The organism is Curtobacterium flaccumfaciens, from assembly GCF_018598405.1.
Classification (GTDB): Bacteria; Actinomycetota; Actinomycetes; order Actinomycetales; family Microbacteriaceae; genus Curtobacterium; species Curtobacterium aurantiacum.
On the sequence record NZ_JAHEWS010000001.1, the window covers coordinates 197,155 to 213,178 of the forward strand.

The window sequence follows — 16,024 nt, forward strand, 5'->3', positions numbered from 1 at the left end:
GTGGTGAGCGCCCCGCAGACCGACACCACGCCCCGGAACCGCTTCGCGACCGGCCTCGATCGATTCTTCTCCATCACGCAACGCGGATCCTCGATCCCCCGCGAGGTCCGCGGTGGTGTCGTGTCCTTCGTGACGATGGCGTACATCGTCATCCTCAACCCCCTCATCCTCGGTGGGTTCAGCGCCGACCAGGCCGCGAAGGACGTCAGCGGCGGTTGGCTCGAGAACGCTCAGGTGGCGGCGGCGACCGGCCTCGTCGCGGGCGTCATGACCATCGCGATGGGCATCATCGCGAACCTGCCGTTCGGCATCGCCGCGGGGCTCGGCATCAACTCGTTCCTCGCCGTCAGCGTCGTGCAGCAGGTCACCTGGGCCGAGGCGATGGGTCTGGTCGTCATCAACGGTGTGATCATCGTGATCCTGGCGTTGACCGGCATCCGGACGATGATCTTCACCGCCGTCCCGGCCCAGCTCAAGGCTGCGATCACCGTCGGCATCGGCCTGTTCATCGCGTTCATCGGGCTCGTCGACTCCGGCTTCGTGCGCTCCTCCGGGCTCGCGTCGCCGCCGCTGCAGCTCGGCGAGGACGGCTCCGTCGGCGCCCTGCCGACCATCGTGTTCCTGATTGGCCTCATCATCATCGGCACGCTCATGGCCCGCCGGGTCAAGGGTGCGCTGCTCATCGGCATCGTCGCGACGACGATCATCGCGATCATCCTGCAGGCGATCTTCCAGGTGCCGACCTCGGTCGACTCGAAGACCGGCTGGAACCTCAACGCCCCCGGCCTGCCGAGCGCCCTGTTCGCCGTGCCGGACCTGTCGCTCGTCGGCCACGCCGACGTCTTCGGTGCCTTCACCCGCATCGGCCCGCTCGCCGCGTCGATGCTCGTCTTCACCCTGGTCTTCACGAACTTCTTCGACGCGATGGGCACCATGACCGGCATGGCGAAGGCCGCCGGTGTCGCGAAGCCGGACGGCACGTTCCCCCGCCTGAAGTCGGCGCTCGTCGTCGAGGGCGTCGGCGCGATCGCCGGCGGTGGCGCCTCGGTGTCGTCGAACACCGTCTTCATCGACTCGGCCTCCGGCATCGGCGAGGGCGCCCGCACCGGCATGGCCTCGGTCGTCACCGGGCTGCTGTTCCTGGCGTCGATGTTCCTCACGCCGCTCACCCAGGTCGTCCCGCTCGAGGTCGCCGCCGCCGGACTCGTCGTCGTCGGTGCGCTCATGGTCGCGCAGGTCGCGGACATCTCGTGGTCGGACTTCGGCTCGGCCCTGCCGGCGTTCCTGACGATCGTCGTCATGCCGCTGACATACTCGATCGCGAACGGCATCGGCGCCGGCTTCATCAGCTGGGTGCTCATCAAGCTGCTGTCCGGCCGTGGCCGTGAGGTCTCGTGGCTGCTCTACGTGGTCGCCGCGGGCTTCCTGCTGTACTTCGCGCGGGGGCCGCTGGAGGCGTTGCTCGGCGTCGGCTGACGCTTGCTGCTGGGCTGGGGCCTGGCGCGAGACGCCGTCGTGTCATCGAGACGCCGCCGAATCCGGCGGCGTCTCGACGTTTCCGGGGCGTCTCCGCACGACACCGGCGTCTCCGGCCTGGAGGCCCGTGCTCAGTCCGGCAGGTCGCTCGGCGTCGCCTCGTGGTGGCGCTGGTCCTGGGTGCGACGGTCTTCCTTCATGCCCGCCTCGAACAGGTGGCGGCGGCCCTGCACGAGCTCGTCGCGCGCGGTGCGCTCGAGCTCCTTGGCGAGGGCGTAGTAGCCGTCGTCGTAGTCCTCGACGATCTGGAACGTCCAGCGGCCCGCGATGACGTTGCGGCCCACGAGTTCGGTGTCGATGCGCTCGGCGAGCTCGGTGTGCCCGGCCTTCCGCAGCTGCTCGACCGCCTCACCGAGGTTCAGGTCAGCGGTGCCGGTCAGCCGGTGGAACCCGTAGAGCAGACCGCGGGCGTGCTCGATGACCTCGACCGCGGCGGACAGGCTGCCGAGCGCCTCGACCGTGGCCTCGGACACCCCCTCGGGAACCTGGTGCTGTGCGTCGGGGCCCTGTGCGTCGTTCGTCATGGGTCCCGTCTACACGACGGCTGCCGAGGCCGAGCGCAGTCACTTCGTCTGGTTGGGGTGGTGGGTGTGCACGTCGGTGATGCACACCACCCGGTCATCCACGTCGACCGTGAACCAGATCCGGGCGCCGCGCTTCAGCTCGAACTGACGACGCGTCCACTCCCGGCCGGAGTGTCGAACCACACCGAGTTCACCGCGCAGGGCGTGGCAGGACAGGTCCTCGGTCAACGGATCCGTGGTCAGCCGATCCCACGCGGCAGTGACGGCGTTCCGCTGCACCGCCACCACATCGCGCCATCCCTGTTCCGCGCCACGCGTCCCGAAGACGATCGTGTACTCCGTCGAACGGATCGGCCGGGGGACCCCGCCGCGCCGGCCCGCCACCGCGTCAGGGCTTCTCGACGCGGATCGGGTCAGCGAGGATCTCCGGCTCTCCGGTGTCCCAGCCCGCGGCGATCGCCTCGGCACTGTTGCGCCACGCCTGCATCTCGAGCAGGAGCCGGCGCGGCTGCCGGAGTGAGAACGAACCACGGGCGACGTCGACGATCTCCCGCGCGAAGCGCTGCTGGTCTGCTGCGCTCAGGAGCTTGATCCACGGGTACGGGATCGCCAGCCGATCGTGGAGCGGCAGCTGCTCGTTGAGCGTCACCGCAGCGATCAGCTGCGCCGCGATGTCCAGGACCGCGTCGTCGTCGTCGGACCGTTCCTTCGTGGTGAGGACGAGGGGTTTCCCGTCCCGACGCGTCACCTCGAGCGGAGCTTCCTCCGCCGCTGCGAACACCTGCTTGGCGTGGCGGGAGAGGTCTGAAGACTGCACCGACCGGCGGGATCGGGGCGGAGCGACGAGGGTCATGGATCAAGCGTATTCAGAACGTGTTCTGAACGCAACGGTCGGTTGCTCAGTCAGTGGTCGCCGCCTACCATTCGAACACACGTTCGAACGAGGAGACCCAATGATGATCACCGAGACGGCCGCCACCGTGCGGTGGGCCGAGGGCACGCCGACGCGGCTGGTGTGGGCCGGACGGCGCTGGCGGGTGAGTGACACCCCCACCAGGCTGACCGTGACGCGCGCCGAGCTGCCCACCGCCATCACCCACGCACCCGAGCGCACCGTGGGCTGGCGGTTCCAGGCGACCAGCGACGACGACGGTGAGGCTCTGGTGGTCGACATCGTCCCGCAGGGTGCCGGTTGGGGCGTGGCCCGGACGTGGACGTGAGCGGCCCGGACCGCTACCGTCCGGGCATGGACAGGTGGGTGGCGCTGCTGCGCGGCGTCAACGTGAACGGCATCACGATCCGGAGCGCCGAGCTCGCGGAGCTCTTCCGAGGGCTCGGGCTCGACGACGTCCGCACCGTGCTCGCCTCGGGCAACGTCGTGTTCGCAGCCGACCTGCCCCCCGAGCAGCTCAAGACCTCGATCGAGCAGGGGCTGCGCGACCGGTTCGGGTACGACGCCTGGATCGTGCTCGTCCGGCACGACGCCCTCGCGGCCGTGGTCGACGGGTTCCCCTTCGAACGTGCCGACGAACGGCACGACTACGTCGTGTTCGGGTCAGACGACGGTGCGCTCGACGCCTTGGTCGCGGACCTCGAACTCGACGACTCGGTCGAGCAGGTCGCCCGCGGGAACGGGGTCGTCTACTGGTCGTGTCCGAAGGGGTCGAGCACCGACACCGTGTTCGCCAAGCGGGCCGGCGCCGCACGCTTCAAGCGCACGACGACGACCCGCAACACGAACACCCTGCGGAAGCTCCTGTGATCCGGATCGGCGTCAAGCCTGCGGCGGCTGCCCGTTGCTCGCCATGGTGCCGCCGTCCACCGGCAGGACCGCGCCCGTGATGAACGAGGCCGCGTCGCTGGCCAGGAACAGGATCGCCTCGGCGACCTCGGCAGAGCGACCCCCGCGGCCGAGGGCGATGCGCTCGGTGAACTTCGACTGCAGCGACTCGTCCTCCGCCTGCTCCTGGGTCAGGTCCGTCCAGATGAGTCCTGGAGCAACGGCGTTCACGCGGACGCCGAACTGCCCGTTGTCGAGCGCAGCGGCCTTGGTGAAGTTCGTCACACCACCCTTCGCCGCGTTGTAGGGGCTCATCCGCCAGTCGGCGTCCTCACCGGAGACCGACGAGGTGTTGACGATCGAGCCCTTCGTCTCACGGAGGAACGGCAGGGCCGCCCGCGTGCCGTAGAACACGCCGGACAGGTCGGTCTCGATGACCCGGCGCCACTCCGCCGTGCTGATGTCGGTGATGTCGCCCGAGCTGAAGGTCCCGGCGTTGTTCACCAGGACGTCGAGCCGGTCGAAGCGGTCGATCGCCGCCGAGACGACGGTCTCCCAGTCCTCCGGGCTCGCCACGTCGGCGTGCAGGGCGACGACCCGGTGCGTCGGCAGGGAGTCGCCCACCGCCCGCACCTTCTCCTCGACGCTGTCGGTCAGCACGACCGACGCGCCCTCGTCGATGAACGCCCGCACCGTCGCCTCGCCGATGCCGGACCCCGCTCCCGTGACGATCGCGACCTTGCCCTCGAACCGGTTGCCCATGATGTCTCCTCTCGTTGCACGAACCGTGCCCGGGGAGACGCCATCGACCCGAGGGGCACGGCAGACCACGGTGCCCCGGGCCGACTGGACGCGTTCGGAGGCGCCGGGGCCCGAGAACGCACGTCGCCCCGGCACCGCGAGGCGGGACCGGGGCGACGAGCGAACGTGACGAGGGGTCAGCCGGTCGAGTCGTCGAGGTCGAAGTCGCGCTCGAGCGAGATCGTCGGGATCGACGCGGTGATGACCGAGCCGTCCGCCCGCAGCGTGCCCTGGATGTCGCTCGTGGTCGGGGCGTGCCCGGACATCCGCGGTCCGTGGTGCGGCATCGGCACCACGGTGGGTTCCCCCGCCTCGATGTCCCACTGCTGGTTGTGCACCCACACCGTGAAGCCCGAACCGGTCTCGACCGTGAGCGTCATGGTGTCCTGCTCGAGGTCGACACGGACCCGCGAGCCGCGCACCGTCAGGCGGTACGTCAGACGGTCCCAGTGCTTCGGCAGCCGCGGGTTGAAGGTCATGCGTCCGCCGTGGTCGCGCATGCCACCGAAGCCGTTGACGAGCGCACCCCAGATGCCACCCGTCGACGCGATGTGCACGCCGTCCGAGGTGTTGCCGTGCAGGTCCGCCAGGTCGACGTAGAGCGCGGTCTGGAAGTACTGGTCGGCGAGGTCGTGGTAGCCGACCTCGGCCGCCATGATCGACTGCACGACCGCGGACAACGTCGAGTCGCCGGTGGTGAGCGCGTCGTAGTAGTCGAAGTCGCGACGCTTCTCGGCGGCCGTGAACTCGTGCCCCTGCAGGAACAGCGCGAGCACGACGTCGGCCTGCTTGAGCACCTGGAACCGGTAGATCACCAGCGGGTGGTAGTGGAGCAGCAGCGGACGCTTGGACTCGGGGGTGTTCTCGAGGTCCCAGAGTTCCTTGTCGAGGAACTGGGCGTCCTGCGGGTGGATGCCACGGTGCGGGTCGAAGGGGATCTCCATCGACTCGGCCGCGTGCTCCCACTCGACGAGCTCGTCGGGCCGCAGACCCGTCCGGCGCACCATGCGGTCGTACTCTTCGGCGTCGTCGGCGGCGAGCTCACGGCAGGCGTTGACGGCGAACCACAGGTTCGCCCGCGCCATCACGTTCGTGTAGAGGTTGTCGTCGACGACGGTGGTGTACTCGTCCGGCCCGGTGACGCCGTCGATGTGGAACTTCTTGTCGCCGTTGGACCGCCAGAACCCGAGGTCTGCCCACAGCCGCGCGGTCTCGACGAGCACGTCGATGGCGCCGCGCTTCAGGAACTCGCGGTCGCCCGAGGCCCGGACGTACTGCATGAGCGCATGCGAGATGTCGGCATCGATGTGGTACTGCGCGGTGCCGGCGGCGTAGTACGCGCTGGACTCTTCACCGTTGATCGTCCGCCACGGGAACAGAGCGCCGCGCTGGTTCAGCTCGCGGGCCCGAGCCCGTGCCGCGTCGAGCATGTTGTAGCGGAAGCGCAGGGCGTTCCGGGCGACGATCGGCGCCGTGTACGACAGGAACGGCAGGACGTAGATCTCCATGTCCCAGAAGTAGTGGCCTCCGTAGCCGGAGCCGGTGACACCCTTCGCGGCGATGCCGTGGCCGTCGGTGCGGGCGGTGGCCTGCGCCAACTGGAAGAGGTTCCAGCGGACGGCCTGCTGGATCGCGGGCTGACCGGCGATCTCGACGTCGCTGCGGGCCCAGTAGTCGTCGAGCCACTCGCGCTGCTTCGCGAAGGTCTCGTCGACGTTCTCGGCGTGTGCGCGGTCGAGCGTGCGCTCGCAGCGGTCGGCGAGCTCGCGCACGGGCACCCCGCGGGAGGTGTGGTAGACCACGTGCTTCACGAGCCGGATGGGCTGACCGGCTCGGGCCTGCACCCGGTAGACGTGCTTCGCCAGGTCGTCCTCGATCGACGACGACTCGTCCCAGCTGTTCTCGGTCTCGATGTGGTGCTCGACCCCGACGCAGATCGTCATGCCGGAGCTGGACGCCTGGTAGCCGAGGACCGAGCGCCCACCGGTGCTCCGCTTGATCTTCGGGACGAGCACGCGCTCGGTGAAGGACTCGGCCTTGCGAGGGTCGAAGGCGTTCGCCGCGGCCCGCATGCCCGCGTGGTACTCGTCCTGCACGTCCTGGCGGTTGAGGATCTGGCTGGACAACAGGATCGAGGCGTCCGCGTCGAGCACGGTGACCTCGTAGTCGATGACCGCGAGGTGCCGGTCGGCGAAGGACACGAGCCGCCGCGAGCGGATGAGCACCCGCTTGCCCGAGGGCGTCGACCACTCGGTCTCGCGGAACAGGTACCCGCCACGGAACTCCAGACGGCGCGTGTGCCGGAGGATGTCGGCCTCGGCCAGCACGAGCGGCTCGTCGTCGACGTAGAGGCGGATCACCTTGGCGTCGGGCGCGTTGATGATCGTCTGCCCGGTCTTCGCGAAGCCGAAAGCGTCTTCCGCGTGCCGGATCGGCCAGGTCTCGTGGAAGCCGTTGATGTACGTGCCGTACTGCACGCCGCCACGGCCTTCGTCGAGGTTGCCGCGCAGGCCGAGGTACCCGTTGCCGACGGCGAAGTTCGTCTCGGCGACGCCCTGCTCGTCGGGGGCGTACTCGGTTTCCACGAGTGCCCACTCGTCGATCGGGTACCGCACGCGGTCGAGGGGGTCCGAGGTGATGGGGTTCATGCTGCTCCGTGGGGAGGGAGGGAGATGGGTGCGTCGCTGCGGCCGGCAGGCGGGGAACGGTTCCGGCCGGTGTGTGCCTAGTCCGTGCGCGTGGCCGGTGCGGGCAGCTGGTCGATGAGTTCGGCGAGGTCGGACACCACGACGTCGGCACCGTGCTCGCGCAGGGCGTCCGCCCCGGCACCACGGTCGACCCCGACGACGAGACCGAACGAACCGTTGCGGCCGGCTTCGACCCCGCTCGTGGCGTCCTCGACCACGACGCACTCGGCTGCGGTGAGTCCGAACCGGGTCGCCGCGTCGAGGTAGGTGTCGGGCGCTGGCTTGCCGGTCAGACCGTCCTGGCGCGCGACGAGTCCGTCGACGACCACCGGGAACCGGTCGAGGATGCCGGCGGTCCGGAGCACCGACGTGGCGTTGGCCGAGCTGGAGACGACCGCCACCGACATGCCGGCGGCGATGGCGGCGGTGAGGAAGCGCAGCGAGCCGGGGTAGGGCTCGACGCCGTGCTCGTCGAGCTCGGCGGTGAACTCCGCGTTCTTCCGGTTGCCGAGACCGCACACGGTGTCGGTGTCGGGCGCGTCGTCGGGGGCGCCCTCGGGCAGGTCGATGCCCCGAGATGCGAGCAGCGAGCGCACACCGTCGTACCGGGGCTTGCCGTCGATGAAGGTGAAGTAGTCCTGCTCCGTGTACGGCGCGACCCCGTGCGCGGCGAGGTACGGCGTGAACAGCCGGCTCCAGGCCCGCATGTGGACGTCGGCGGTCGGGGTGAGCACGCCGTCGAGGTCGAACAGGAGCGCTCGCTGGTCACTGAGTCGCGCGGGTGTGCGCTGGTCCTGCGTCGTCATCTGCGGTCCTCCGGGGACTGGTGGTGGACGAATGGCTCCCGCCGAGTCTAGGACCGCTCCAGTCAGCACGTCCGGAGGCGCTGCGCCCTGTGGAGAGAGTTCACCCGCCCCCCGGGTGTGGAGGAGCACCGGCGACCACGGTCCACCTGTGAGGGCTCGGAGACACGCACCGGCACGCTGACCCGGACGAAAGGCACCACCATGACCAGCGACACCACGGCCGCACCACACCACGACGGCACGCAGTCGAAGCTCCGCCAGGCGATCACCGGCCCGCTGCTGTACCTCTTCATCCTCGGCGACGTGCTCGGCGCCGGCATCTACGCCCTGATGGGGACCCTGTCGAAGGACGTCGGCGGTGCGCTCTGGGCACCGCTCGTCCTCGCGCTGCTGCTGGCCCTGCTCACCGCGGGTTCCTACGCCGAACTGGTGACGAAGTACCCGAAGGCCGGTGGCGCCGCGGTCTTCGCCGAGCGCGCGTACAAGTCGCCGATCGTGTCGTTCCTGGTCGGCTTCAGCATGCTCGCGGCCGGTGTCACGAGCGCCGCCGGGCTGTCGCTCGCCTTCGCCGGCGACTACCTCGGCACCTTCGTCGACCTGCCGCCGGTCCCCACCGCGATCGTGTTCCTCGCCCTGATCGCGTGCCTGAACGCCCGCGGCATCTCCGACTCCCTCAAGAGCAACGTCGTGATGACGATCATCGAGGTCTCCGGCCTCGTCATCGTGATCGTGGTCGTCGCGGTGATGCTCGGTGGCGGTGGCGGTGACGTCTCGCGCATCGGGGAGTTCCCGGCCGACGCGAACCCCGCGCTCGCGACCCTGAGCGCCGCGATCGTCGCCTACTACTCGTTCGTCGGCTTCGAGACCTCCGCGAACATCGCGGAAGAGGTCCGCGAACCCCGCCGCGTCTACCCGAAGGCCCTGTTCGGCGCCCTCGCCACGGCCGGCGTCGTCTACGTCCTGGTCGCGCTCGCCAGCTCCATCGCCCTCCCCGCGTCCGAGCTGTCCGAGTCCAGCGGTCCCCTCCTGGCCGTCGTCTCCGCGACCGGCGTCCCGATCCCCGACTGGGTGTTCAGCCTCATCGCACTGATCGCCGTGGCGAACGGCGCACTGCTCACGATGATCATGTCGAGTCGCGTGACGTACGGGATGGCCGAACAGCGACTCCTGCCTGCCCTGCTCGCGAAGGTCCTGCCGAACCGGAAGACCCCGTGGACCGCCATCGTCGCCACCACCGTCGTCGCGATGCTCCTCACCCTGGTCGGTGACGTGGGCGTGCTGGCCGAGACCGTCGTGCTCCTGCTGCTCTTCGTCTTCATCAGCACGAACGTCGCCGTCCTGGTGCTCCGCCGCGACCACGTCGAGCACGACCACTTCAGGGTCTGGACGTTCGTCCCGGTGCTCGGGGTGCTGTCGTGCATCCTGCTGCTCACGCAGCAGAGCGGTCAGGTCTGGCTCTACGCCGCGATCCTGCTCGCCGTCGGCGTGGTGCTGTACTTCGTCGCCCGGTTCACCGGGCGCCGTTCGGGACGCGACCACGAGGCGGGCGTGATCCACTGATGCCGACGCACCACGGGCCTCCAGGCAGACCGTCTGGAGGCCCGTGGTGCGTCCGCCGGTCAGCACGCGTGGTCAGCGCAGATCGCGCACCCAGGTCTCGACCGAGTCCGAGATCTGCTGGCGGGCCTCCGCACGGCTGATGGTCGCCGTGCGATCGCCCGGCTGGTCGCCGTAGGCGCCGAAGTCGGCGTGGTTCGCCCCCTGGATCTCGGTCATGGTCGCGGTGGACGGCAACCGGTCCCGCGCGGCGTCGACCTTGGCCGGCGTCGACAGGCCGTCACGCGAACCGGAGACGCTCAGCACGTCGATGTACGAGCGGCTGATGTCGTTCGCGCAGTAGCTGCCGAACAGCAGCAGGCCGTCGGCGTCCTCGGCGAGCTGGCACGCACGGACCCCGCCGAGGGAGTGCCCGCCGACCGCCCAGCGTGTGACCGAGGGGGCGTGGGCCTCGAACGTGGCGAGCGGCCGCGTGTCGAAGAACGCGAGGTTCAGCGTCGGCTTCGTGATGACCACCGTCGTGCCGTTGGCGACCACCTGCCGGAACGTGGCCATGTAGGCGTACGGATCGACCTTCGCGCCGGGGATGAACACGATCCCGACGCCGTCGGCCTGGCCGGTCGGGGTCATCACCACCGAGTCACCGGCATCGCGGACCGCGATCCGGTCGTCGCGCCAGACCTGCAGCGCCGCACCGCGGGTGCCCTGCATCACGATGTGCGCCCAGACGAGGAACACCACCGCGATCAGCACGACGACGGCGACGATCCAGGTGGTCCAGCGCAGTGCTCGGTTCATGGGGCCACCGTACGGCGCATGAGGGCCTCAGTGTCGTTCGCTTCGTGAGCAGGAATGGTCGGGTGCGACGTGCACACCCGACCATTCCTGCTCACGATGTCGCCCGAGGTGGGGCGACCGTGACGAGCTACGCCGTGATGGCGGCGCGGATCTCGGCAGCTGCTGCGCCGACGTCCGAAGCGCTGTAGATCGCGCTGCCGGCGACGGCGATGCGGGCACCGGCCTCCTGCACCGAGGCGACCGAGGACGCGTTCACGCCGCCCGCGATCGAGAACGGGACGCCCGAGTCCTTGCCGGCGTCGAGCAGGGCCCCGAACGTGAAGCCCTCTTCCGCCTGCTCGTCGAGCCCGGCGTGGACCTCGACGAACTCGGCGCCGAGCGCGACGACCTCGCGGGCACGGGCGGCCTTGTCGGAGACGCCGATCAGGTCGACGACGATGCCCTTGCCGTGCTTCTTCGCGGCCTTGACGGCGCCGACGATCGTCGAGTCGCCGGCGACACCGAGGACGGTGACCAGGTCGGCACCGGCCGAGAAGGCGATGTCGGCCTCGAGCTCACCGGCGTCCATGGTCTTGAGGTCGGCGAACACGATCTTGTCGGGGTGCGCCTCCTTGATCGCGGTGACGGCGGACAGGCCGGCGCTCTTGATCAGGGGCGTGCCGAGCTCGAGGACGTCGACGTGCGGCGCGGCCGCGGCGGCGAGCTCGAGGGCGGCTTCGGTGGTCAGGGTGTCCATGGCGAACTGGAGCTGCATGGGTGTGCCTTTCATTCGAGGTTGGCATGACGGGGCCAGAGGTCGTCGGCGGACTGCCCGCCTCGGGCCCACAGGGCGTGGAACACGGCGTCGCCCACCAGGGCGACGGCCTGTTCGAAGAGGCCTCCGGCGTACTGGGCCGATGCCGTGCCGGAGCGGTCGGTCTTCGTCGCGGCGGGCAGCACGATCGTGACGTCGGCCAGCTCGGAGAGCGGGGAGTCGTCGGTGGTCGAGAGCGCAACGACGGATGCACCGACCTCGTGCGCGGTCCGTGCGGCCTGCACGATGCCGGTCGTGGTGCCCGAGCCGCTCGCGACGAGGAGCAGGTCACCCGGTCGGATGGCGGGGGTGGTGACCTCGCCGACGACGTGCGCGTCGAGCCCGAGGTGCATGAGGCGCATCGCGGTCATGCGGAGCGCGAGGCCGGAGCGGCCGGCGCCGTGGACGAACACCCGGTCGGCACCCTCGATCAGGTCGAGTGCGCGCTGTGCCGGGGCGTCGTCGAAGTGGGCGGCCAGGTCGCCGACCTCGCGGACGACCAGGTCGAGCGCTGCGGAGACGGTGGTTGCTGCCATGCCATCGATCCTTCCGTCGCCGACACCCGGGCGCCGCTACCCGCCCCGGCAGGGGCCCCGTTCCATCGGGTGGGCCCGTCCGCTCGGGTGGGACGGGTACGTTCGCCTCCATGGACGCATCGGTCGACACCCTGGAGGCCCGGGGCGGCTCCGCCATCCGGCTCGCGGCCGCCGAGCACGCCCGGACCGTCGCCGAGCAGGCGGACCGGCACGCCCTCACGCTGGAGTCGGTCCTCGCCGTGCTCCGTTCACCGCGGGTGACCGACGCCGCCGCACGGGCCGAGGCCGTCGAGATCGCCTCGGCCGCCCTGGTCGACCTGCGCACCGTGACCGACCAGCAGCGGAGCACCCTGCTCGAGCCCGTCGCCGGGGCGTTCTCGCGGCTGCGCGCCGACCTGCGGCCGCTCGTGCGCTTCGGGGACCTCGACGTGCAGTTCGTCGAACCGCCCGCCACCGGTCGGGCGCTCCCGGGCGACGTCGCCCACGCGGCCCGGGCGATCGTGCGGACCGCGGTGCTCGCCCTGGTCGACGACGGTGCGGCGAAACGGGTGCGCATCCAGTGGGACTGCGACGGCCGGAACCTGCTCATGCAGCTCCGCGACGACGGCTCCGGCACGCTCGACGTGCACGACGACGCCATGCGGCCGATCGCGGAGCGGGTCGTCACGCTCGACGGCCGGGTGCAGGTCGCGAGCACGCCCGGCTGGGGATCGGTGCTCGACATCTCGCTGCCCCTCGACCCGCGGCCCACCGAGGTGGACGCGGCCGACGACGGCGACCTCACCCCGCGTGAGCGCGACGTGCTGCGGCTCGTGGCGACGGGGGTCGGCAACCGGGAGATCGCCGAGGGACTCGGCATCAGCGTCAACACCGTGAAGTACCACGTGGCGAACCTGCTCCGGAAGCACGGCGCCCGGACCCGGGCGGAGCTCGCGGCGTTCAGCTCCCGGGCGTGACCCCGGCCGGGGCGAAGCGGTACCCCATGCCGGACTCCGTCACCAGGTAGCGCGGGTGCGCGGGGTCGGGCTCGAGCTTCCGCCGCAGCTGCGCCATGTACAGCCGCAGGTACCCGGAGTCGTTGCCGTGCGTCGGCCCCCAGACCTCCGTCAACAGCATCTCGCGGGTCATCAGCCGGTCGGGGTTCGTGACCAGGACCTCGAGCAGGCGCCACTCGGTGGGCGTCAGGCGGATCGCGGGACCCTCGGCCGGGGTGACCTGCTTCGCCACGAGGTCGACGAGCAGCGGACCGATCGCGATCGTCGGGGTCTCCTCCGACGCCACCACCCGCCGCCGTCCGAGTGCCCGCAACCGGGCGAGGAGCTCGTCCATCTGGAACGGCTTCGTCACGTAGTCGTCGGCACCGGCGTCGAGCGCGTCGACCTTGTCGGACGAGTCGGTTCGCCCGGAGAGCACGAGGACCGGCACCTGCGACCAGGCCCGGACGCCCTCGAGCACCCCGATGCCGTCGAGCCGGGGCATGCCGAGGTCGAGCAGCACCAGGTCGGGGCGCTCGGTGATGACGGCGTCGATCGCCTCGCGGCCGTCCCGTGCCGTGACGACGGCGTACCCGCGCGCCGAGAGCGTCACCGAGAGCGCGCGGACGAGCTGCGCGTCGTCGTCGGCGATCAGGACCTTCATCGGATCTCCACTCCCACGTGCCCGGCGATCGGCAGCCGCACCACGACGGTGAGCCCACCGCCCGGGGTGTCGTCGACCTCGATCGTGCCGCCCATGCCCTCGGTGAACCCGCGCGCCAGGGCCAGGCCGAGGCCGAGGCCGGTCTCGTTGTCGGTGTCGCCGAGCCGCTGGAACGGCTGGAACACCTCGTCGCGGCGGTCCTCGGGGATCCCGGGGCCGTGGTCGGCGACGCGGAGCTCGACCCCGCCGGCGAATGCGCTGGCCGCGACCCGGACGTGGGTGCCGTCCGGTGCGTACCGAGCGGCGTTCGCGAGCAGGTTCACGACGACCCGCTGCAGCAGGACCGGGTCGGCGAGCACGGGCGGCAGGTCGGCGGGCAGGTCGAGGTCGACGTCGTCCGGGCCGAGCTCCAGCTCGTCGAGCGCGGGGGCGACCACCGTCTCGAGCGCGATCGACGCCGGGGTGACCGCGAGGACACCGGCCTGAACGCGGCTGACGTCCAACAGGTCTGCCAACAGCACCGCCAGCTGACCGAGGCTCTCGTCGGCGGTCGCGAGCAGCGCCTCCCGGTCGGCCCGTGACAGGTCGATGTCGGGCGCACGCAGCGTCTGCACGGCGGCGGAGGCCGCTGCGATGGGGCGGCGCACGTCGTGGCCGACGGCCGCGAGCAGCGCGCTGCGGACCCGGTCGGCGGCGGCGATGCGTTCGGCGCCGACGGCGGTGCGGGTCAGCTCGCGGTGCTCGACGGCGGCGTCGAGCTGCTGCTCGACGACCCGCAGCAGGCGGCGCTGCGTCGGGTCGTCGGGCGCCCCGGCGAACTCGAGCACGGCACCGGAGGCCAGCGTCGTCGACGCGTCCGGCGTCGCGCCGAACTCACCGGAAGTGGCCGGCACCTCGTCGCCCTGGCGGATCCGGACGCCGGCGAAGCCGAACGCCTCTCGTGTGCGGTCGAGCAGTGCCTGCAGGGCGTCGTCGCCGCGGAGCACGCTGCCGGCGATGCCCATCAGGAGCCCGGACTCGGCCGAAGCACGGCGGGCTGCACGCGATCGACGGGCGGACCGGTCGACCACGAAGCTGACCAGCACCGCACTGATCACGTACATGACCAGGGCGAACAGGTGCCACGGCTGCTGGACGGTGACCATGTAGAGGGGTTGCACGAAGAAGTAGTCGAGGCTCAGTCCGGACAGCACGGCCGTGAACACCGCCGGCCACATCCCGCCCACGAGCGCGACGACGAGCACGAGCAGCTGGTACGCCAGGACGTCCACCGTGATGGCGTCCGGGTCGCTGCCGATCGAGAGCACCCACGTGAGCAGTGGCCCGACCAGGACCGAGAGGACGAACGCGGCGATCACCCGGCCACGCGACAGGCTGCCGCCGAGCTTGGGCAGGGTGATCCCGCCGCCGGCCCGCTCGTGCGTGACGACGTGCACGTCGATGTCGCCGGACTCGCGGATCACGGTGTTGCCGATGCCCGGGCCGGTCATGGCGGCCGCGAGGCGACTGCGACGGCTCACCCCGATCACGATCTGCGTGGCGTCGATCGACCGCGCGAAGCGCACGAGGGTGCTCGGCACGTCGTCGCCGACGACCTGGTGGTAGGTGCCGCCCAGCTGCTCGAGCAGGGTCCGCTGCTTGCCGAGCGCACCGGGGTGCCGCTCGCGCAGGCCGTCGTTCGTCGTGACGTGCACGGCGGCGAGCTCACCGCCGGCGCTGCGGGCGGCGATGCGCGCGCCGCGGCGCAGCAGGGTCTCACCCTCGGGGCCGCCGGTCAGGGCGACGAGCACGCGCTCCCGGGTCTCCCACCGGTGCTCGATGCCGTGCTCGGCGCGGTAGGCCTTGAGCGCGTCGTCGACCTCGTCGGCGAGCCAGAGGAGGGCGATCTCGCGCAGGGCGGTGAGGTTGCCGAGGCGGAAGTAGTTCGACAGCGCGGCGTCGATCCGGGCCGCCGGGTAGACGAGCCCGTCGGAGAGCCGCTCGCGCAACGCCGCCGGGGCAAGGTCGACGACCTCGATCTGGTCGGCCGCACGCACCACGGCGTCGGGGACGGTCTCGCGCTGCACGGTGCCGGTGATCTCGCGGACCACGTCGCCGAGGGACTGCATGTGCTGCACGTTGACGGTCGAGATGACGTCGATGCCGGCGTCCCGCAGCGCCTCGACGTCCTGCCAGCGCTTCTCGTTCGGGCTGCCGGGGGCGTTCGTGTGCGCGAGTTCGTCGACGAGCGCGACCTCTGGGGCCCGGGCGATCACGGCGTCGAGGTCGAGGTCGTCGAGCTCCACACCGCGGTGCGAGACGGTGCGTCGGGGGACGACCTCGAGCCCGTTCACCAGTGCTGCGGTGGCGGCGCGCTCGTGCGTCTCGACGACGGCGACGACCACGTCGCGACCCTCGTCGAGCAGCCGACGCCCCTCTTCGAGCATCGTGTAGGTCTTGCCGACACCGGGCGCCGCACCGAGCAGGACCCGCAGCTTCCCGCGCTTCACGTGCTCATCCTCTCGCGTCGGGGGGCCGCTCCCCGCAAAACACCGGTGTTCACCTGTCACACCGCGGTCTGCGGGTGTT

At 70.8% G+C, this 16,024-nt stretch carries 16 protein-coding genes; 5 read left to right on the forward strand and 11 right to left on the reverse strand.

The window, feature by feature from the left end; genetic code table 11:
• Complete coding sequence (locus tag KK097_RS00970) at positions 1-1,476, forward strand: NCS2 family permease (RefSeq protein WP_214543385.1); 1,476 nt, start codon at positions 1-3, stop codon at positions 1,474-1,476.
• A gap of 131 nt (positions 1,477-1,607) precedes the next feature.
• Here KK097_RS00970 and KK097_RS00975 read toward each other — a convergent pair whose 3' ends face one another.
• From KK097_RS00975 to KK097_RS00985, 3 genes are read right to left on the reverse strand one after another with little or no spacing between them, the layout of a single operon-like run.
• Positions 1,608-2,060: a hypothetical protein gene (locus KK097_RS00975; protein ID WP_017887957.1), complete on the reverse strand. Its 453-nt coding sequence runs from the start codon at positions 2,058-2,060 to the stop codon at positions 1,608-1,610.
• A 39-nt stretch (positions 2,061-2,099) separates the two neighbouring features.
• Positions 2,100-2,444 (reverse strand): hypothetical protein, encoded by a 345-nt coding sequence (locus KK097_RS00980; RefSeq protein WP_214543386.1) that lies wholly within the window; start codon positions 2,442-2,444, stop codon positions 2,100-2,102.
• A 4-nt stretch (positions 2,445-2,448) separates the two neighbouring features.
• Positions 2,449-2,913 carry a prevent-host-death protein gene (locus KK097_RS00985; RefSeq protein WP_214531049.1) on the reverse strand — a complete coding sequence of 155 codons (465 nt, stop codon included), beginning with the start codon at positions 2,911-2,913 and terminating at the stop codon, positions 2,449-2,451.
• Between the two features lie 103 nt (positions 2,914-3,016).
• On the opposite strand from KK097_RS00985, the gene KK097_RS00990 reads away from it, so the two are divergent.
• On the forward strand, positions 3,017-3,280 hold the full coding sequence (locus tag KK097_RS00990; protein ID WP_250896304.1) for a hypothetical protein: 264 nt from the start codon (positions 3,017-3,019) through the stop codon (positions 3,278-3,280).
• Between the two features lie 26 nt (positions 3,281-3,306).
• Positions 3,307-3,822: a DUF1697 domain-containing protein gene (locus KK097_RS00995; protein ID WP_214543388.1), complete on the forward strand. Its 516-nt coding sequence runs from the start codon at positions 3,307-3,309 to the stop codon at positions 3,820-3,822.
• Positions 3,823-3,834: 12 nt separating this feature from the next.
• Here the strand turns inward: KK097_RS00995 and budC are convergent, their stop codons facing one another.
• From budC to KK097_RS01010, 3 genes are all read right to left on the reverse strand, one after another.
• A complete protein-coding gene (gene budC, locus KK097_RS01000) occupies positions 3,835-4,602 on the reverse strand; it encodes a meso-2,3-butanediol dehydrogenase (protein ID WP_214543389.1) in 768 nt (255 codons plus the stop codon).
• A 176-nt stretch (positions 4,603-4,778) separates the two neighbouring features.
• Positions 4,779-7,289 (reverse strand): glycoside hydrolase family 65 protein, encoded by a 2,511-nt coding sequence (locus tag KK097_RS01005; protein ID WP_214531042.1) that lies wholly within the window; start codon positions 7,287-7,289, stop codon positions 4,779-4,781.
• A 77-nt stretch (positions 7,290-7,366) separates the two neighbouring features.
• The gene (locus KK097_RS01010; RefSeq protein WP_214543390.1) at positions 7,367-8,134 is read right to left on the reverse strand and encodes an HAD family hydrolase; all 768 of its coding nucleotides are present in this window, start codon (positions 8,132-8,134) and stop codon (positions 7,367-7,369) included.
• A gap of 201 nt (positions 8,135-8,335) precedes the next feature.
• Between KK097_RS01010 and KK097_RS01015 the strand changes: the two genes are divergently transcribed.
• Positions 8,336-9,694 carry an APC family permease gene (locus KK097_RS01015; protein ID WP_214543391.1) on the forward strand — a complete coding sequence of 453 codons (1,359 nt, stop codon included), beginning with the start codon at positions 8,336-8,338 and terminating at the stop codon, positions 9,692-9,694.
• A gap of 72 nt (positions 9,695-9,766) precedes the next feature.
• Here the strand turns inward: KK097_RS01015 and KK097_RS01020 are convergent, their stop codons facing one another.
• The 3 genes from KK097_RS01020 to hxlB all read right to left on the reverse strand — a co-directional run bounded on the left by KK097_RS01020 (position 9,767) and on the right by hxlB (position 11,818).
• Complete coding sequence (locus KK097_RS01020) at positions 9,767-10,489, reverse strand: alpha/beta hydrolase (protein WP_214543392.1); 723 nt, start codon at positions 10,487-10,489, stop codon at positions 9,767-9,769.
• A 127-nt stretch (positions 10,490-10,616) separates the two neighbouring features.
• Complete coding sequence (gene hxlA / locus KK097_RS01025) at positions 10,617-11,243, reverse strand: 3-hexulose-6-phosphate synthase (protein ID WP_214543393.1); 627 nt, start codon at positions 11,241-11,243, stop codon at positions 10,617-10,619.
• A gap of 11 nt (positions 11,244-11,254) precedes the next feature.
• Positions 11,255-11,818 carry a 6-phospho-3-hexuloisomerase gene (gene hxlB, locus KK097_RS01030; protein ID WP_214543394.1) on the reverse strand — a complete coding sequence of 188 codons (564 nt, stop codon included), beginning with the start codon at positions 11,816-11,818 and terminating at the stop codon, positions 11,255-11,257.
• Positions 11,819-11,928: 110 nt separating this feature from the next.
• Between hxlB and KK097_RS01035 the strand changes: the two genes are divergently transcribed.
• Positions 11,929-12,774 carry a helix-turn-helix transcriptional regulator gene (locus KK097_RS01035; RefSeq protein WP_214531031.1) on the forward strand — a complete coding sequence of 282 codons (846 nt, stop codon included), beginning with the start codon at positions 11,929-11,931 and terminating at the stop codon, positions 12,772-12,774.
• On the opposite strand, the gene KK097_RS01040 is transcribed toward KK097_RS01035, so the two are convergent.
• The gene (locus KK097_RS01040; protein WP_214543395.1) at positions 12,758-13,456 is read right to left on the reverse strand and encodes a response regulator; all 699 of its coding nucleotides are present in this window, start codon (positions 13,454-13,456) and stop codon (positions 12,758-12,760) included. The genes KK097_RS01035 and KK097_RS01040 overlap by 17 nt on opposite strands.
• Positions 13,453-15,945: an ATP-binding protein gene (locus KK097_RS01045; protein ID WP_307858321.1), complete on the reverse strand. Its 2,493-nt coding sequence runs from the start codon at positions 15,943-15,945 to the stop codon at positions 13,453-13,455. The genes KK097_RS01040 and KK097_RS01045 overlap by 4 nt, the downstream gene beginning before the upstream one ends.
• Between the last annotated feature and the right edge of the window lie 79 nt (positions 15,946-16,024).